At 62.5% G+C, this 18,484-nt stretch carries 16 protein-coding genes and 2 tRNA genes; 12 read left to right on the forward strand and 6 right to left on the reverse strand.

Translation table 11 applies throughout. The annotated features are described in order from the left end of the window. Positions 1–222 precede the first annotated feature (222 nt). The 7 genes from serA to RHP72_RS11855 all read left to right on the forward strand — a co-directional run bounded on the left by serA (position 223) and on the right by RHP72_RS11855 (position 7,257). Positions 223–1,815 (forward strand): phosphoglycerate dehydrogenase, encoded by a 1,593-nt coding sequence (serA, locus tag RHP72_RS11825; RefSeq protein WP_003944758.1) that lies wholly within the window; start codon positions 223–225, stop codon positions 1,813–1,815. 74 nt (positions 1,816–1,889) lie between these two features. Continuing rightward, positions 1,890–2,903 (forward strand): 3-isopropylmalate dehydrogenase, encoded by a 1,014-nt coding sequence (locus RHP72_RS11830; RefSeq protein WP_003944691.1) that lies wholly within the window; start codon positions 1,890–1,892, stop codon positions 2,901–2,903. 83 nt (positions 2,904–2,986) lie between these two features. Continuing rightward, positions 2,987–3,760 carry a fumarylacetoacetate hydrolase family protein gene (locus RHP72_RS11835; RefSeq protein ID WP_003944722.1) on the forward strand — a complete coding sequence of 258 codons (774 nt, stop codon included), beginning with the start codon at positions 2,987–2,989 and terminating at the stop codon, positions 3,758–3,760. Positions 3,761–4,150: 390 nt separating this feature from the next. Beyond that, positions 4,151–5,311, forward strand: a complete 1,161-nt coding sequence (locus RHP72_RS11840; RefSeq protein ID WP_030535413.1) for an alkane 1-monooxygenase — start codon at positions 4,151–4,153, stop codon at positions 5,309–5,311. A gap of 73 nt (positions 5,312–5,384) precedes the next feature. Further along, a complete protein-coding gene (gltX, locus tag RHP72_RS11845) occupies positions 5,385–6,860 on the forward strand; it encodes a glutamate--tRNA ligase (RefSeq protein ID WP_003944712.1) in 1,476 nt (491 codons plus the stop codon). Between the two features lie 156 nt (positions 6,861–7,016). Then, positions 7,017–7,088, forward strand: a tRNA-Gln gene (locus tag RHP72_RS11850). A gap of 96 nt (positions 7,089–7,184) precedes the next feature. Continuing rightward, positions 7,185–7,257: transfer RNA gene (locus tag RHP72_RS11855), tRNA-Glu, on the forward strand. A 139-nt stretch (positions 7,258–7,396) separates the two neighbouring features. Here the strand turns inward: RHP72_RS11855 and RHP72_RS11860 are convergent. From RHP72_RS11860 to RHP72_RS11870, 3 genes are all read right to left on the reverse strand, one after another. Beyond that, positions 7,397–7,594 (reverse strand): DUF5302 domain-containing protein, encoded by a 198-nt coding sequence (locus RHP72_RS11860; protein ID WP_007729345.1) that lies wholly within the window; start codon positions 7,592–7,594, stop codon positions 7,397–7,399. An 83-nt stretch (positions 7,595–7,677) separates the two neighbouring features. Further along, a complete protein-coding gene (locus RHP72_RS11865; protein ID WP_003944740.1) occupies positions 7,678–8,181 on the reverse strand; it encodes a pyridoxamine 5'-phosphate oxidase family protein in 504 nt (167 codons plus the stop codon). Between the two features lie 55 nt (positions 8,182–8,236). Next, complete coding sequence (locus RHP72_RS11870) at positions 8,237–8,938, reverse strand: IclR family transcriptional regulator (RefSeq protein ID WP_007729342.1); 702 nt, start codon at positions 8,936–8,938, stop codon at positions 8,237–8,239. A gap of 158 nt (positions 8,939–9,096) precedes the next feature. Between RHP72_RS11870 and leuC the strand changes: the two genes are divergently transcribed. The 3 genes from leuC (at position 9,097) to RHP72_RS11885 (ending at position 11,999) form a co-directional block, all read left to right on the forward strand. After that, positions 9,097–10,518: a 3-isopropylmalate dehydratase large subunit gene (gene leuC / locus RHP72_RS11875; RefSeq protein ID WP_003944727.1), complete on the forward strand. Its 1,422-nt coding sequence runs from the start codon at positions 9,097–9,099 to the stop codon at positions 10,516–10,518. Positions 10,519–10,546: 28 nt separating this feature from the next. Further along, positions 10,547–11,155, forward strand: coding sequence for a 3-isopropylmalate dehydratase small subunit (gene leuD, locus RHP72_RS11880; protein ID WP_003944724.1), 609 nt, complete (start codon positions 10,547–10,549; stop codon positions 11,153–11,155). A gap of 157 nt (positions 11,156–11,312) precedes the next feature. Continuing rightward, complete coding sequence (locus RHP72_RS11885; protein ID WP_047271271.1) at positions 11,313–11,999, forward strand: HU family DNA-binding protein; 687 nt, start codon at positions 11,313–11,315, stop codon at positions 11,997–11,999. Between the two features lie 166 nt (positions 12,000–12,165). On the opposite strand, the gene RHP72_RS11890 is transcribed toward RHP72_RS11885, so the two are convergent. From RHP72_RS11890 to cofC, 3 genes are read right to left on the reverse strand one after another with little or no spacing between them, the layout of a single operon-like run. Further along, a complete protein-coding gene (locus RHP72_RS11890) occupies positions 12,166–13,092 on the reverse strand; it encodes a bifunctional NUDIX hydrolase/histidine phosphatase family protein (RefSeq protein ID WP_007729338.1) in 927 nt (308 codons plus the stop codon). Positions 13,093–13,109: 17 nt separating this feature from the next. After that, positions 13,110–15,353, reverse strand: coding sequence for an RNA degradosome polyphosphate kinase (locus RHP72_RS11895; RefSeq protein ID WP_003942685.1), 2,244 nt, complete (start codon positions 15,351–15,353; stop codon positions 13,110–13,112). A gap of 51 nt (positions 15,354–15,404) precedes the next feature. After that, a complete protein-coding gene (cofC, locus tag RHP72_RS11900) occupies positions 15,405–16,154 on the reverse strand; it encodes a 2-phospho-L-lactate guanylyltransferase (protein ID WP_080552786.1) in 750 nt (249 codons plus the stop codon). A 126-nt stretch (positions 16,155–16,280) separates the two neighbouring features. Here cofC and RHP72_RS11905 point away from each other — a divergent pair, with 126 nt between their 5' ends. After that, positions 16,281–17,279, forward strand: a complete 999-nt coding sequence (locus RHP72_RS11905; protein WP_030535420.1) for an NAD(P)H-dependent glycerol-3-phosphate dehydrogenase — start codon at positions 16,281–16,283, stop codon at positions 17,277–17,279. Beyond that, a complete protein-coding gene (locus RHP72_RS11910) occupies positions 17,276–18,427 on the forward strand; it encodes a cystathionine gamma-lyase (protein WP_042925741.1) in 1,152 nt (383 codons plus the stop codon). The genes RHP72_RS11905 and RHP72_RS11910 overlap by 4 nt, the downstream gene beginning before the upstream one ends. Positions 18,428–18,484: the final 57 nt, after the last annotated feature.

Here is an 18,484-nt window from a genome sequence, read left to right on the forward strand (position 1 = left end):
CCGGCCGGGGAATCGCAGTTTCGGTTGTTGGCCTGTCCGTGAAAGAGTTGTCGATACGAGGATGGACCGAGCAAAAGCCATAGCCCACATCCTGTCGAGAATTTGCCCGCGAAAGTGTCCACTATGTGGTATTGCCTACCGCGTTGTGGATTCCAAGTGAGCGCGCACTAAACTATCGGTGGTTAAACCACCTTCACACCCACCTAATCAGGGAGTTTGCACGTGAGCCAGCCTGGCCGTCCCGTTGTTCTGATCGCCGACAAGCTCGCGCCGTCCACAGTCGAGGCGCTCGGTGACGGTGTGGAGGTGCGTTGGGTCGACGGACCCGACCGCCCGGCGCTGCTCGCCGCGGTACCCGAGGCCGACGCGATTCTCGTCCGTTCCGCCACTACCGTCGACGCCGAGGTTCTGGCTGCCGGCACCAAGCTGAAGATCATCGGCCGCGCCGGTGTCGGCCTGGACAACGTCGAGATCCCCGCAGCCACCGAGCGCGGCGTGATGGTCGTCAACGCACCGACCTCCAACATTCACTCCGCTGCCGAGCACGCTGTCGCGCTCCTCATGTCGACCGCTCGCCAGATTCCCGCAGCAGACAAGACTCTGCGTGAGAACACCTGGAAGCGAAGCAAGTTCAACGGTGTCGAGATCCTCGGCAAGACTGTCGGCGTTGTCGGACTCGGCCGCATCGGCCAGCTCTTCGCGCAGCGTCTCGCTGCGTTCGAGACCACGATCATCGCGTACGACCCCTACCTGCCCGCAGCGCGCGCAGCGCAGCTCGGCATCGAACTGGTCACCATCGACGAGCTCGTCGAGCGCGCCGACTTCATCTCCGTGCACCTGCCCAAGACCAAGGAAACGGCCGGCCTGATCAACGCCGAGCGCCTCGCCAAGGCCAAGGACGGCGTCATCATCGTCAACGCCGCTCGCGGTGGTCTGATCGACGAAGATGCGCTCTACGACGCACTCGTCTCCGGCAAGGTCCGAGGCGCCGGTCTCGACGTGTTCAGCACCGAGCCGTGCACCGATTCCAAGCTTTTCGAGCTCGACAACGTCGTTGTCACCCCGCACCTCGGAGCATCGACGTCCGAGGCTCAGGACCGCGCAGGTATCGACGTGGCCAAGAGTGTTCTCCTCGCTCTGGCAGGCGAATTCGTTCCCGAGGCTGTCAACGTCTCCGGCGGCCCCGTGGGCGAAGAAGTTGCTCCGTGGCTCGAGCTCGTCCGCAAGCTCGGTCTCCTCGCTGCGACGTTGTCGCCCGAAGCTGTGCAGACCGTGCAGGTTGTCGCCACCGGCGAGCTGTCTGCCGAAACCGTCGACATCCTCGGCCTGGCTGCACTGCGCGGCGTGTTCTCCGCCAGCAGCGATGAGGCTGTCACGTTCGTCAACGCTCCGGCACTGGCCGAGCAGCGCGGCGTGACCGTGTCGGTCGAGAAGCACTCCGAGGCTCTTGCTCACCGCAGCGCGGTCGAGGTGCGTGCAGTTGCCGCCGACGGCACGGTCACGTCGGTCACGGGCGCACTCACCGGTCTGCAGCAGGTCGAGAAGATCGTCAACATCAACGGACGCAGCTTCGACCTGCGCGCCGAGGGCCACAACATCGTCGTTCACTACAGCGATCGCCCGGGCGTTCTCGGTGTCCTCGGCACCGTCCTCGGAAACGCGGGCGTCGACATCCTCGCAGCAGCACTGAGCCAGGATGCCGAAGGCGAAGGCGCAACTGTCATCTTGCGCGTCGATCGCGTCGTCGGTGACGCCGAGGTCGAGGCAATCGTCTCGCAGCTCGACGCTCGCGTCGCCCAGGTCGACCTTTCCTGATTGTTTTTGCTGTGCGCCTTTATCAACCGCCCGCGGTTGATAAAGGCGCACAGTTCTACTGAGATGAGGACTCCATGAAGCTTGCGGTCATTCCGGGTGACGGAATCGGCGTCGAGGTCACTGCCGAGGCGCTCAAGGTGCTCGGCAAGTTGGTTCCGGATCTGGAAACCACCGAATACGATCTCGGTGCCCGTCGCTACAACGCCACCGGCGAGTTGCTCCCGGCGGACGAGCTGGACCAGATTCGTCAGCACGACGCAATTCTGTTGGGCGCCATCGGTGATCCGCGGATCGTCGCACCCGGCATCCTCGAGCGTGGTCTGCTGCTGAACATGCGCTTCCAGCTCGATCATCACGTGAATCTTCGCCCCGCACAGCTGTATCCGGGTGCGCTGTCGCCGTTGGCGGCCCAGCCGGAGATCGACTTCGTCGTGGTTCGTGAAGGCACCGAGGGTCCGTACACCGGAAACGGTGGAGCGATCCGCGTCGGCACCGATCACGAGATCGCAACCGAGGTGTCGATCAATACCTGGTTCGGTGCCGAGCGCGTGGTGCGTTACGCATTTGCCTTGGCGCAGACCCGGTCCAAGCACCTCACCTTGATTCACAAGACCAACGTGCTCTCCAACGCGGGCGCAATCTGGACGCGTGCAATCGAGACCGTCGGTGCCGAGTTCCCGGACGTCGAAACCGCGTACTGCCACATCGACGCGGCCACGATCTACATGGTCACCGACCCGTCGCGCTTCGACGTGATCGTCACGGACAACCTCTTCGGTGACATCATCACCGACCTCGCCGGCGCCGTAACCGGTGGCATCGGTTTGGCCGCAAGCGGAAACATCGATGCCTCGGGTACCAACCCGTCGATGTTCGAGCCCGTTCACGGCAGTGCTCCGGACATCGCCGGCAAGGGAATCGCTGATCCCACCGCCGCGATCCTCTCGGCCGCACTGCTTCTTCGCCATCTCGGACGCGAGGACGACGCCGCTCGGGTCGAGGCTGTGGTCGCTGCCGACCTGGCTACCCGCGGCGAAGGTCCCATCTCCACAACGGAGATCGGCGACCGGATCACTGCAGCGCTGTAAGGATTTCTTCACGAGACTGACGCGCGTGAGCCTTTCGGCTTGCGCGCGTCAGTCGTTTCCGGCACCCCGATAGACTGGCCGGCATGCGTCTTGGTCGAATTGCCAGTCCCGATGGTGTTGCGTTCGTCAGTATCGAAGGTGAAGAGGATGCCCTCGTCGCCAAGGAAATTGCGGAGCACCCGTTCGGGAACCCCACATTTACCGGCCGAAGTTGGCCGCTCGCCGATGTTCGTCTGCTGGCTCCGATTCTCGCCAGCAAGGTGATCTGCATCGGCAAGAATTATGCAGATCACATCGCGGAGATGGGCGGAGAGGCTCCCGCGGACCCCGTGATCTTCCTCAAGCCAAACACGTCCATAGTTGGCCCGGGTGCCCCGATCGTCTTGCCTCCCACCTCGAACGAGGTGCACTTCGAGGGTGAACTCGCGGTCGTCATCGGTCAACCGTGCAAGGACGTTCCGGCGGCGAAGGCGTTGAGCGTGGTCCTCGGTTACACGATCGCCAACGACGTGTCGGCGCGAGATCATCAGCGTCACGACGGGCAGTGGACGCGAGCGAAGGGCCACGACACTTTCTGCCCACTCGGCCCCTGGATCGAAACCAGTCTGGATGCGTCCGACGTCGATATCAAGACCGAGGTGAACGGCCAGGTCAAGCAGGACAGCAGCACGGCTTTTCTCCTCCACGACATTCCGAAGATCATCGAGTGGATCTCGGCGGTGATGACTCTCTTGCCTGGCGACGTCATCCTCACCGGCACCCCCGCCGGAGTAGGCCCGATCGTCGACGGCGATTCCGTGTCGGTCACGGTCTCGGGGATCGGCACGCTCACGAACCCGGTGACCGCCAAGAGCTGATCTGACCCGGTTCGTTCAGTCACGCGACTACGGAGGCCCCATCCAACCGGATGGGGCCTCCGTCGTGGTGTGAGGTCGAGAGGTGTCTGTCGCAGAAAAGTTGCAAGATGGTAACTATCGCCAGTGGATTGATCGGGATTGCCAACCGACTCGAAGAAATCAGGCTCCGGGACTGACCTGCGGGTTTCATGACCCAGGCGAAGCTTCGCCTCTGATCCTCCTGGCGTTATGTCGGATTTGGCCAGGTTGGGAGAGTTCGCCATACGGTTTGCTGTCGCGGCCCGTAACAGACCAAATTCCCTGAAATGTAACGCTGAGCAGTAGGGTGACCGATAACTGGATAGAAGCCGATGGGGCAATCGAGTGGATTGCGCAGAAACGTGGTGATACATGACGACCTTCGCGGAAGCCTCCCGGACAGCGGCAGGGCAAGCGCGGAACGGGCAGCGGCCGGTGTGGCGAGACAAGAAGCGCTACCTGTGGCCACTGGGTTTGCTGGTTCCTCTCAGCCCGTTCGCTGCGTGGTTCCTGGTCGACAAATTCAGTCTCGGGCTCTTCTGGGCCATCGGGGCGTGGCTGATCGTCATCGTCATTCCCCTGATCGATCTCCTGGCGGGCGAGGACGGTAACAGCCCACCGGACGAAGCGATCCCTGAATTGCAAGAGGATCGTTTCTACCGCTGGTGCACGTACTTGTTCCTGCCCCTCCAATACGTCGGGCTGGTGTTCGTCGCGTGGTGTTGGGTGAACGCGCCGATGGCGGCGGGGGAGAAGTTCGCGCTCGCGATGACTGCCGGCGTGGTTGCCGGTGTGGGGATCAACGCGGCGCATGAATTGGGGCACAAGAGTGAGAAGCTCGAGAAGTGGCTCGCGAAAGTAGCGCTCGCGCAGTCCTTCTACGGCCATTTCTACGTCGAACACAACCATGGTCATCACGTCCGCGTCGCGACGCCGGAGGATCCGGCCAGCTCGCGGTACAAGGAAAACTTCTGGTTCTTCTTGCCTCGCAGCGTCATCGGCGGCCTGCGCTCGGGATGGCGGATCGAAAGCGCTCGTCTGAGGCGTCAGGGGAGACGGACGTGGAGTTACCGCAACAACATCCTGAACGCGTGGGCGATGAGTGTGGTTCTGTTCGGCAGTCTGATCGCCGCGTTCGGCTGGGAAATTGCGCCGTGGCTCGCCGTTCAGGCAATTGCAGGCTTCACGTTCCTCGAGACCGCCAACTATCTCGAGCACTACGGCTTGCTACGTGCGAAGCGGCCTGACGGCTCGTACGTCCGGTGCTCGCCCGAGGACAGCTGGAACAGCGACCACGTCGTCAGCAATCTGTTCCTCTATCAACTTCAGCGTCACAGCGACCATCACGCGAATCCGCGTCTGCGGTACCAGAGCCTGCGAAGTGCGGCCGAAGCGCCGCAACTTCCAGCGGGTTACGCAGTCATGATCGTCTGCGCGTGGGTGCCGCCGCTGTGGCGAAAGGTCATGGACAAGCGACTGCTGGCCTACTACGACGGCGACATGACACGCATCAACGTCCTGCCGGGTAAGTGATCGGCCGGATGGAGGAAGGGCTGCCGGACTAACCTGTAGTACGACCATCCATCATCGCCGAGCCAAGTGAGCCATGACCAACAGCGAAGTACGCGTCCGTTTCTGTCCGTCACCCACCGGAACCCCGCACGTGGGTTTGGTGCGCACCGCCTTGTTCAACTGGGCATTCGCACGACACCACGGCGGCACATTCGTGTTCCGTATCGAAGACACCGATGCGCAGCGCGACAGTGAAGAGTCCTACCAGGCCATCCTCGACGCCCTCCGCTGGTTGGGGCTCAATTGGGACGAAGGCCCGGAGGTCGGTGGGCCGCACGCACCGTATCGCCAGTCCGAGCGTCGCGACCTGCATCTCGACGTTGTTGCCAAGTTGCTGGCCGCGGGCGAGGCCTACGAGTCCTACTCGACGAACGAGGAGGTCGAAGCGCGACACAAGGCGGCCGGACGCGATCCGAAGCTCGGATACGACAACTTCGATCGCGAGCTCAGCGACGAGCAGCGCGCTGCCTACATCGCCGAGGGGCGCAAGCCCGTCGTCCGCCTCCGGATGCCCGATCATGATCTGACCTGGAACGACCTGGTGCGGGGCGAGACCACGTTCAAGGCAGGCACCGTTCCGGACTTCGCGCTGACTCGCGGCAACGGCATTCCGCTGTACACCTTGGTCAACCCGGTCGACGACGCGTTGATGAAGATCACCCATGTACTGCGCGGCGAAGATCTGCTGTCCTCGACTCCGCGTCAGCTCGCGTTGTACGAGGCATTGATTCGTATCGGTGTCGCCGATTTCACACCGTCGTTCGGGCACTTGCCTTTCGTGATGGGTCAGGGCAACAAGAAGCTTTCCAAGCGCGATCCCGAGTCCAACCTCTTCATCCACCGCGATCGGGGCTTCATTCCCGAGGGATTGCTGAACTACCTGGCTCTGCTCGGGTGGAGCATCGCCGACGATCACGATGTCTTCTCGCTCGACGAGATGGTTGCGGCCTTCGACGTCTCCAAGGTCAACTCCAATCCTGCCCGCTTCGACCAGAAGAAGGCCGACGCGATCAATGCCGAGCACATTCGCCTGCTCGAGCCGGCCGACTTCGCCGGTCGTCTGAAGTCGTTCCTGGTGGAGCACGGACATATCGGCGCCGATGTCGACGAAGCGACGTTCACTGTTGCGGCGGACCTCGTGCAGACGCGCATCGTCGTCCTGTCCGACGCGTGGGATCTGCTGAAATTCCTGTTCGTCGACGAGGCGTCGTTTGCTCTCGATCCGGCCGCGGCGGCAAAGAACCTGAAGGAAGATGCCGGTCCGGTTCTGGACGCGTCTCTTGCGGCGCTCGATGCCATCTCAGAGTGGTCGGCGGCCAGTATCGAGGAAGCACTCAAGAAGGCCCTCATCGAGGATCTGGAGCTCAAACCGCGTAAGGCCTTCGCTCCGGTTCGGGTCGCGATCACGGGCTCTCACATCAGCCCTCCGCTGTACGAGTCGATGGAATTGCTCGGTCGTGAGGTCTCGCTCGCTCGGTTGCGCGCCGGTAGGGCAGCGGTAACCGCCTAGATCGGACGGTCTTCCGGCCGAAAATGAAGCAAAAACCTCCTGTGACCATACGATTTGGTATTTGGGGCAGGGGTACTGGTAATCTTCTTTTCGGCCGGAGACGAGCCGCCGAGCACAACAGCGAAGCGGATCGGGCAAGGCTGGTGAGCAAGACCTTGGGGTATGGTGTAATTGGCAACACAGCGGTTTCTGGTACCGCCATTCTAGGTTCGAGTCCTGGTACCCCAGCGGAAATCCGGTCGATTTTGTGGCCGGACTCAGACAAGCTAAGCTTGCTGAGCATCCAAGAGCAAGACTGAAATACCACGTTTAAAAGCGTGTCCTGGCCCCGTCGTCTAGCGGCCTAGGACGCCGCCCTCTCAAGGCGGTAGCGCGGGTTCGAATCCCGTCGGGGCTACAAAGGGAAGACCCTCCGATCATTGATCGGAGGGTCTTTTCGTGTGTGCGGAAAATGTCTCCGGCGATGCGAAAAACGATCACCCCCAGTCGAATTCGACTGGGGGTGATCGTCATCTCACTCTGTTGTCTGCGATCGGTTATCCGCTCTTACGGCGGAACTCTCGCTTGTGATCGGCGGGGCCATGCGTGTTGTGGACCTTGGACTGTCCGTCGCGATGGTCGGTCGATTTGGCGTTCTGATGATTCTTCCGTTCGAGGGCCTCACGGAACTTTCGTTTGGTTTCCTCCGATTGGGATTCGGGTTCGGACGGGGTGTTGCTGTCGAGATCGCTCATATGCTCACTCCTTGTTGTTGGGCCTGTTGGTGAAACTACGCCGGCCCGAATTCGATTGCTCGTGATTTTTCCGCTCACGAATCTCAGGGCTGCGGCGGCGGTGCGGTAGAGCCGGAAAGAGGCATCGCAGGCATCCCGAGCTTGCGGTGATCCCACGAACGAGTTCGATCGGGAACGAACCGTACCGCGACGCGCTTGTGGAGCATCGCGTCGACGGCCGGGCGGAGATCGTCGGTGTACGGGCCCGTGTATCGCTCCCAGACGCTGATTCCCACAGCGAAGAGGGCTTCCGGATCTTCGACGATGACCCCGGTACCCTCCATCGAGACTCCTCGGAGCGTGTCGTACGTCTGACCGTCTTCGATCAGGACGGACATTCGGGCGTCCCGGCGAAGGTTGACGGCCTTCTGCGACTTGGCTTTGGTCTCGAACCAGATTTCGCCGTCGACTATCGCGAACCACATCGCGATCAGGTGAGGCATTCCGTCGGCGCTCAACGTCGCCATCGTTGCCGTACGGCTCTTTTCGACGAAGCTCGAGATTTCGGCCTCGGTCATCGTGATCTGACTACGCTGTTTTCCTGCCATGGTCGCGTCGTACTCCTACGTGCTCGAGGATCTGAAGGCCTTACTGTGTCACGAATTACAGACGCTTGTGGAGCGCTTCGGCAGCTGCGAGAAGGTCCGCCGCCCAGCGGGCTCCCGGTCGTCTACCCATCCGATCGATGGGGCCGGAGACCGAAATCGCGGCAATGACAGCGCCTGCCGAGTCTCGGACGGGAGCCGCGACGCTGGCGACACCGGGCTCACGTTCGGCCGCGCTCTGTGCCCAGCCGCGCCGGCGAACCTCGAGCAGCACTCGTTCGCCGAAGGACGCATCGGCGAGGACGGTCCGTTGGGTTTGTGGATCTGCCCATGCGAGAAGGACCTTGGCACCGGATCCGGCGTTCATCGGCAGTCGGGCTCCGACGAGCACCGTGTCACGCAGGCCGGTCGGTGGTTCCATCGACGCGACGCAGATGCGTTGTGTGCCTTCGCGACGGTACAGCTGGACGCTTTCGCCGGTGATTTCGCGAAGGCGGGGGAGGATGAGTCCGGCCGCAGCAATGAGTGGATCATTAGCGGTGGCAGCGAGTTCGGCGAGTCCGGGCCCTGGGCACCACTGACCGTCCGAGTCGCGAGTGAGGAGTCGATGGACTTCGAGACCGACGGCGAGTCTATGGGCGGTCGCGCGCGGCAAACCGGTTCGTGCACAGAGTTCGGTGAGGCTGCACGGTTCCTCAGCTACTGCATGAAGCACGCCCATTGCTTTGTCCAGGACGCCGATGCCGCTATGCTGTCTCATAGGTCGATACCAGTTTCTCGCATAGTGGGATGCTACCGCATTTCCTGTAGGGATAGCGCATTTCCTCGGGACAGTCTGCATCTGCTGTGAAGGCTGGGGACCTACTTCACGCGCGGCGGGCCAGCCCGTAGTCCGCCGACGCGAGGCTACGTACAGAGGTGGAAGACATGGCACAGAAAGCACGCACTCTCGCCGAGAAGGTGTGGGACGACCACGTTGTCGTGAAAGGGGAGGGGCAGGATCCCGACCTCATCTACATCGATCTCCACCTCGTTCACGAAGTGACGAGCCCCCAGGCATTCGACGGACTTCGCCTGGCGGGACGCCAGTTGCGCCGTCCCGACCTGACGATCGCCACCGAGGACCACAACGTTCCGACGATCGACATCGACAAGCCGATCGCAGATCCTGTGTCCAAGACTCAGGTCGACACCTTGCGCCGAAATTGCGAGGAGTTCGGAGTTCGCTTGCACCGCATGGGCGATCTCGACCAAGGCATCGTGCATGTGGTCGGACCGCAGCTCGGCCTGACGCAGCCCGGAACCACCGTGGTGTGCGGCGACAGTCATACGTCGACGCACGGCGCATTCGGTGCGCTCGCAATGGGAATCGGCACCAGCGAGGTCGAGCATGTGATGGCAACGCAGACATTGTCGTTGCGCCCCTTCAAGACCATGGCGATCACGGTCGACGGCGAGCTGCCTCCCGGCGTCACGAGCAAGGACTTGATCCTCGCAGTCATCGCCAAGATCGGCACCGGCGGCGGCCAGGGCTACGTACTGGAGTACCGCGGCGAGGCCATTCGCAAACTGTCGATGGAAGCTCGTATGACCATCTGCAACATGTCGATCGAGGCCGGAGCCCGCGCGGGCATGATCGCACCGGACGAGACCACTTACGAGTTCATCAAGGGCCGTCCGCATGCACCGTCCGGCGCAGAGTGGGACGAAGCCGTCGCCGCGTGGGAGTTGCTCAAGACCGACGAGGGCGCGGAATTCGACAACGAGGTTCACATCGACGCAAGCGCATTGACGCCTTTCGTCACGTGGGGAACCAATCCGGGACAGGGTGCGCCGCTCGGCGACCGTGTGCCTGATCCCGAACTGATCGTCGACGAGAGCGAGCGTCAGGCAGCCGAGAAGGCGCTCACCTACATGGGTCTCGACGCCGGTATGCCGCTTCGGGATGTTTCTGTCGACACCGTGTTCGTCGGTTCGTGCACCAACGGACGCATCGAAGACCTGCGCGCAGTGGCGGAGGTGCTCGAGGGTCGCCATGTGGCAGAGGGCGTTCGGATGCTCATCGTTCCCGGCTCGATGCGGGTGCGGGCTCAAGCCGAAAGCGAAGGTCTCGGTGAAATCTTCACAGCGGCAGGGGCTGAATGGCGCCAGGCCGGTTGCTCGATGTGCTTGGGAATGAACCCTGACCAGCTTGCTCCCGGCGAGCGTTCGGCATCGACGTCCAACCGGAATTTCGAAGGCCGACAGGGTAAAGGCGGCCGGACTCATCTGGTTTCCCCGCTCGTCGCGGCTGCCACGGCGGTCCGCGGAACGCTCTCGGCACCGGCCGATCTGGTCTGACCCACTTACCATCTCGAGGAGAATTTCGATGGAATCCTTTACCACGCACAAGGGTATCGGCGTCCCGCTGCGACGCTCGAATGTCGATACCGACCAGATCATCCCTGCCGTGTACCTGAAACGGGTGACGCGCACCGGATTCGAGGACGGGCTGTTTGCAGGGTGGCGTACCGACCCCAACTTCATTCTGAATCTGGCTCCGTACGACAAGGGAAGCGTCCTCGTGGCCGGTCCCGATTTCGGCACGGGCTCTTCGCGTGAGCATGCCGTGTGGGCTCTCTCCGACTTCGGATTTCGGGTCGTCATTGCTTCCCGGTTTGCCGACATCTTCCGCGGAAACGCCGGAAAAGCCGGTCTCGTAGCGGCACAGGTCGAGCAGAGCGACGTCGAATTGCTCTGGAAGTTGCTCGAAGAGCAGCCCGGACTGGAATTGACAGTAGATCTCGAGAATCGGACCGTCAGCGCCGGAACTACGGTGGTGCCGTTCAATATTGACGACTACACACGGTGGCGTCTGCTGGAGGGTCTCGACGACATCGGACTGACATTGCGGCAGGTAGACGCGATTTCCGAGTTCGAAAAGTCAAGGCCTTCATGGAAACCGACTACCCTTCCAGCCCGAATTTCGCAGGGCTGAACCGAAATCCGCAACTCCGCGCGGGAAGAGAAATAGGTCACCATTTCGCAGTCACGTTGAATGAGAATTGGCGTGGCACATAGACTCTTGCCGTTATCAGGTTTACCGTGGTTCTCAGTCGGTCCGACGGTGGACCACAATTAGCGGAGGAATTTCAATGAACAAGGCAGAGCTCATCGATGTTCTGACTGAAAAGCTGGGTTCGGACAGGCGCACAGCGACCGACGCAGTGGAGCACGTCGTGGACACCATCGTCCGCGCCGTCCACCGTGGCGAGAGCGTGACCATCACCGGCTTCGGAGTCTTCGAGCAGCGTCGTCGTGCAGCACGTGTTGCACGCAACCCGCGTACGGGCGAGACCGTCAAGGTCAAGCCGACGTCGGTTCCGGCTTTCCGTCCGGGTGCGCAGTTCAAGGCTGTTATCGCTGGTGGACAGAAGCTTCCGGCCACCGGCCCGGCAGTCAAGCGTGGCGTAGCAGCACCGGCCACCAAGGCTGCAGCCAAGAAGGCTGCTGCCAAGAAGACCGCAGCCAAGAAGGCTCCGGCCAAGAAGGCTCCGGCCAAGACCGCAGCCAAGAAGACGGTTGCCGCGAAGGCTCCGGCCAAGAAGGCTCCGGCCAAGACCGCAGCCAAGAAGACGGTTGCCACCAAGGCTCCTGCCAAGAAGGCTCCGGCCAAGACCGCAGCCAAGAAGACGGTTGCCACCAAGGCTCCCGCCAAGAAGGCTCCGGCCAAGACCGCAGCCAAGGCTCCGGCCAAGAAGGCTCCGGCCAAGAAGGCTCCCGCCAAGACCGCAGCCAAGAAGGCTCCGGCCAAGAAGGCTCCGGCCAAGCGCGCAAAGTAGTCGCGTTCGGGTGAAAAACCCGATGCCGTAAGACAAAGAGGTGCAGCCGCGGATCAGATCCGCGGCTGCACCTCTTTTTGCTGTCTGGGAGAAGTGTGAATTCTCCTGTGTTTCAGTGCTTTGCAAAACTACCGAATCGAGCTGAGTGTCGGTTGGTCCAAATCCCTCAGGAGTTGGCGACTTTGGGGAGCGGGCTGTCGAGGTGATCCGCGGCTACCAGACGGCCGTCGAGGAACGAGAGCACCCAAGTGCTCGCCTTACGGTTGCGCGCCGAGGGCAGTGTTACACCGGCCGTATCAGCCCACCAGCGCATCAAATCGGGGATGACGCCTCCTTGGCTGCAGATTACGGGAGTGCCCTCCAGCGCGGCGATCTGCAGCGCACGCGCCCTGGCGGCGTCGGGATCGGCCTCGTAACCTTCTTCGGTCAGAAGAGGTTCCGTCGAAATCTCTACACCCAATGCCTCCGCCAATGGCATCACAGTGTCGATGCAGCGCGTACGGTCAGCCGCGAAAACCGAATCGGCTCCGAAGATTTTCAGCTGTTCGACCAAGGCGGCGGATTGCTCTTTGCCCTTGGCATCGAGTGGACGCACATTGTCGTCGCCCTTGTATCGCTTACGGCTCCCAGCTTTTGCGTGGCGGACGAGTAATACCGTTTTCGTGTCAGGCCGAAGGGAAACGAAGCGGCGAAGAATCATTCGATCCATCGGGTAGGAAAGATGATCGGCGACCTCGGTGACCGGAAGCCAATAGAGAACATCCACTTCGCTATTCGGCCCGAAATCTCCGTCCACTGCTTCGGCCGACCAGTATTCGACCCGTTTGAGTTTGCGATGTCCCGGGATCGGGTACGTCACGCCACCGAGGTGCCTTCCGAAACGTCCGGTGATCGAGGTCTCTTCGCGGACCTCCCGAACTGCTGCGGTCAAGAAGGTCTCGCCGGGATCGAGCTTTCCTTTGGGGAATGACCAGTCGTCGTACTTCGGTCGATGTACGACGGCGATCTCGATGGCGGAAGGATCCTGAGGAGCCTTCCGCCACAGAACCGCGCCTGCGGCAAAGATGTTGGCTTTGACCGGCTTGTCGCTCATTGTGTGATCCGAGCCCGTCAAGACCCGCTGGCGGTGCGGCTGCGCATCAACGACTGTTGATGCTCACGTACGTCCTCACCGCGTTCGGGGGCAGCGACCCAACTCCCGTCCGGATGCAGTACCCAGCAGCGAGTTCGGGGATCGAGCGCGGAGTCGAAGATGTCACCGAGTTGCTTCGACAGTTTCGGGTCCTTGACCTGCACCATGACCTCGACGCGGCGATCGAGGTTGCGGTGCATCATGTCTGCGCTGCCGATCCAGAATTCGTCGGCCGAGCGGAAGTGGAACATTCGCGAGTGTTCGAGGAAGCGTCCGAGAATGGAACGTACTTCGATGTTTTCGCTGAGGCCGGGAACGCCCGGCTTGAGCGCGCAGATTCCGCGAACCACGATCTCGACGGGGATACCGGCCTTGGACGCGCGGTACAACGCGTCGATGACCTGCTCGTCGACCAATGCGTTGGCCTTCAAGCGGATACCGGCATCGCGGCCTGCGAGCTTGTGCGCGATCTCGTTGTCGATCCGCTCGATGATCCCGCGGCGAACCCCGTACGGCGCTACGAGAAGGTTGCGGTAGCTCGTCTTTCGGGAGTATCCGGTCAGCGAGTTGAAGAGGTCGGTGAGGTCTGCACCGATCTCCGGTGCTGCGGTGAGCAATCCGACGTCCTCGTACATGCGCGCGGTCTTCGGATTGTAGTTGCCCGTGCCGATGTGGCAGTAACGACGAATGGTCGAGCCCTCTCGCCTGACGACGAGGCACGTCTTGCAGTGAGTCTTGAGACCGACGAGACCGTAGACGACGTGAACGCCGGCCTGCTCGAGTTTGCGAGCCCACTTGATGTTGGCCTGCTCGTCGAAGCGGGCCTTGATCTCCACCAGCGCGACAACCTGCTTGCCCGCTTCGGCGGCGTCGATCAGTGCATTGACGATGGGGGAGTCGCCGGAAGTGCGGTACAGGGTCTGCTTGATCGCGAGCACCTGCGGGTCGGCGGCGGCCTGTTCGATGAAGCGTTGAACGCTTGTGGAAAACGAGTCGTATGGGTGGTGGACGAGCACGTCGCCTTCGCGCAGGGTCGAGAACACGCTCTTCGGAGTCTCGCGTTCACCGAACGCCGGATGCGTCGCCGGGACGAACGGAGCGTCTTTGAGAGCGGGGCGGTCGACGGCGTAAACCTGCCAGAGGCAGGACAAGTCGAGGAGACCGGAAACCTCGATCACGTCGGCCGGATCGACGTCGAGTTCACGCAGAAGCAGTTCGAGCATGTGCTCGGTCATGTCGTCGGCAACTTCGAGGCGAACGGGTGAACCGAAACGACGACGCGCCAATTCACGTTCGAGTGCCTGCAGCAGATCCTCGTCCCGATCTTCTTCGACCTCGAAATCGGCGTTGCGTGTGATTCGGAAAGCGTGATGTTCGACGATTTCCATTCCGGGGAACAGCACGTCCAGATGAGCCGAAATCAGTTCTTCCATCGGGAGGAAAGAATCGATGGTGGACGAAGATGTCGTGCTCTTGACTCGCACGAACCGGCCGACGTTGTCGGGAACCTTGACGCGAGCGAAGTGTTCGCCGCGGGTGACGGAGTCCTTCACCGTCACGGCGAGGTTGAGGCTCAGTCCGCTGATGTAGGGGAACGGGTGAGCGTGATCGACTGCCAACGGCGTCAGTACCGGGAAGACCTGCTCGTGGAAATGCGCCGAGAGCCGGCCGTGATCGTCGGCACTGAGGTCGGCCCATCGAACGATTGAAATGCCTTCTGCCGCCAGGGCAGGGCGGACCGAGTCGAGAAACACGTGCGCGTGCTTGTCGGCGAGTTCCTGGGTGCGACGCGCGATGAGCGCCAATTGTTCGCGTGGGGAGAGGCCGTCGGCGGACCTGACCGACAGTCCCGTCTCGTCGCGGCGCTTGAGTCCGGCGACCCGGACCATGAAAAATTCGTCGAGATTGGAAGCGAAGATGGCGAGGAACTTTGCGCGTTCGAGCAACGGCAGTGACTCGTCGGCGGCCAATGCGAGAACACGGGCATTGAAATCGAGCCAGCTGAGTTCGCGGTTGAGGTAACGATCCTCGGGAAGTCCGACGAGCAATTCGGGTAGCTCTGCCTTGGTAGCTGCAGGGGGAGCGCCCGGGATGTTGGTGGCGACCGCGACGGCCTGAGATCGCGGCGAGGTGGCCGCGCCGTTCTCGTGGCGGCCGGAGCTGTGGTCTCCGTCCGACTGGTCTTCGGAAATACGGTTTTCGAGTGCTTCGCCATTGCTCACTCGTCGATCATCCCCCACAATCGCGCGGTCCGACAATCGATGAAAGAAAATTCATCGACTGTTCGACGGCGTGGCCTTGAGTCTGGTCAACGAAGCCGATGTCGCGGGGCCTACTCCCAGTGCTCGCACAGTGCCGAGATCGGCATGGGTGTCGACGTCGGTGCGCAGTCCCGGCCATTGGCCGTTGAGTGGACGAGCACCTGAATTGGCATGTCCAAGTGCGGATTCCGGCCCGAACCGAGGGTCGAGCGCGCTTTCGCCGCACGCAAACAATGCGGAAGTGCCGGTGCCGTGGTGATCGACGACGACTGAACGTCCGCCGCTTCGGGCCGCGGCCACGGCCTCCGTCAGTTCGCTCGGTTGCATGGCGGGCAAGTCGGCTTGCAGCACAACGAGGTCGACCACTCCGCGCTTGGCTCGGATATCGGCGGCCGCTGCACTCAACGCCGCGTTGAGGGTTTCCTCCGTGCGCGGTGTTGCGCCGTTGGTTCGGGCGCCGTCGGGAGCTGGATCGGCGTAGACCGTCACGCCGACGGAATATGCAAGGGCGGCAACGGTGGGGTCTGGGGTGACCACTGTGACGCTGTCGATGGCCGAGACGGCTGCAACTGTGGCGAGGGTGTCGTGAAGCATGGCCAACACGAGGTCTGCACGCGCGTCCGAGTCGAGTTCGCCCGCGAGGCGGGACTTGGCCGATCTCAAGGACTTGACGGCCACTATCGCATGCATGGGGCGTTCGATCTCCGTGCGCGCATGCGGTGTCTCCACGGCGTGTGGGTACGGGGGTTCCGCGCTGTCCATCCCTCGATCTTGCCAGTCATCACGCTCGGTGTCCGCGGCTGCCCACCGCAGTGCACCACAGGCGATACTCTGTGCAGACGATTTTTCTGGCGGCGACCCGCTTCGCCGGGTAGACGGGGTGAGCGTGTGAGTAAGGCAGCTGTATTGGGCGCAGGTTCGTGGGGAACGGCGTTGGCGAAGGTGATGGCCGAGGCCGGAACCGACGTGACGATGTGGGCCAGGCGTGAAGAGGTCGCGAAGCGCATCGACACCACGCACGAGAACAGCGACTATCTGCCAGGCATTGCTTTGCCTTCGTCGATTCGCGCGACCCACCACCACGAGGAGGCGATGGCAGGTGCTGACTTCATCGTGCTGGCGGTTCCCTCGCAGTCGCTACGAGCAAACCTGGAGCAGTGGAAAGGCTCGATCGGACCCGATGCGACTCTGCTGAGTCTGGCCAAGGGAATCGAGACCGGGACGCTCATGCGCATGAGCCAGGTCATCGTGTCGGTGACCGGCGTGGAACCGGGGCGCGTCGCGGTGCTCTCGGGCCCGAACCTTGCACACGAGATCGCCGGCGGGCAGCCCGCGGCGACGGTGATCGCCTGTTCGGATTCCTCGCGTGCCCTCGCTCTCCAGGATGCTTGTGCTACCGGCTATTTCAGGCCGTACACCAACTCCGACGTCATCGGATGCGAGATCGGTGGTGCGTGTAAGAACGTGATCGCGCTGGCCTGCGGCATGGCCGCCGGCAGTGGATTCGGCGACAACACGGTTGCCAGCATCATCACCCGTGGGCTCGCCGAGACGATTCGTCTCGGCGTTGCGCTCGGCGCCAAGGCGTCGACTCTTGCAGGCTTGGCGGGCGTCGGTGACCTGGTAGCGACCTGCACGTCCGAGTTGTCGCGAAACCGGACGTTCGGAGAGCGGCTCGGACGAGGCGGGTCGATGGAGTCGGCACAGAAGGCAACCAACGGTCAGGTCGCCGAGGGCGTGAAGTCGTGCACGTCGGTACGCGCACTCGCTGCCGGATACGACGTGGAGATGCCGTTGACCGACGCGGTCCACCGGGTGTGCCACGAAGGCATGGCCGTCAGCGATGCGATCGGTCAGTTGCTCGGACGCCGGACGAAGCCGGAATGAGTGAAATCGGTGTGGGTCGCTTCGAGGATTACGGGGATTCGACGCGCAGCGTGAGCGCCGTCGCGCGCGAACACGCCGCGGGTCAGCCCATGCAACTGGGCCCGATATTCGCTGCGCCGTACCAACTTTCGGCGGACGAAGGTTCCGAGTCCGATACCTATGCACGTGCATCGAACCCGGGTTGGCGCGGACTCGAATCCGCGCTCGCGGCGCTCGAGAGAGCGGACCACGCCCTCGTCATGGGATCGGGGATGTCCGCGATCACCGCTACCTTGCGCAGCGTCCTCGTCGCGGGGGATACCGTCGTCGTGCCCTCGGACGGGTATTACCAAGTGCGGTTGTACGCGAACGAGCGCCTCGCGCCGTTGGGAATCACCGTTCGCGAGGTTTCGACTCTGCAGATGGGCGACGCGAGCTTCGTAGATCTGCTCGACGCGTCACCGGGCCGCGTGGTCGTCGTCGCCGAGACGCCGTCCAACCCGGTGCTGGACGTGGTCGACCTTCGCGTGCTCGCCGACGTGTGCCACCGTTCGGGTGCGCTGCTGATCGTCGACAACACGACCGCGACACCGCTGGGTCAGCGCCCGCTCGAATTGGGTGCCGACGTCGTGGTGGCCAGCGGTACCAAGGCTCTCAGCGGGCACAGTGACCTCCTGATGGGTTACGTCGCCACCTCCGATACGGCGGTGAGTCGGCAAATCGAGCGTGAGCGACTTCTCTCGGGAACGGTGCTCGGCCCCTTCGAGACGTGGCTTGCGCACCGGAGTCTCGGCACGGCAGGCCTGCGATTCGGGCGTCAGTGCGACAACGCGCTGGCGCTTGCCGAGATGTTGGTGGATCACAAAGCAGTCCGGTCCGTTCGTTACCCCGGCCTTCGCGGTGACCCGTCCTATGCAACGGCATCCGGTCAGATGAATCGATTCGGTGGATTGGTGAGCGTCGAGTTGGATTCGGCTCAGGCATTCCACTCGTTCGTCGAAGCGAGCGCTCTCGTCACGGCTGCTACCAGCTTCGGCGGGATCCACACGACGGCGGATCGCCGTGCGCGCTGGGGCGATCCGGTCAGTGCGGGGTTTGTCCGAATCGCTTGTGGCATCGAGGACACCGCCGATCTCCTGGCCGACATTGAGCGCGCACTCGACGCGTAAACGGGCCGGGTCGACGAAATCGGTCCGGCCCGATCGCGTGCCGCAGTCGATTCGGCG

Source organism: Rhodococcus sp. SG20037, from assembly GCF_031763325.1.
Lineage (GTDB): Bacteria > Actinomycetota > Actinomycetes > Mycobacteriales > Mycobacteriaceae > Rhodococcus_F > Rhodococcus_F qingshengii.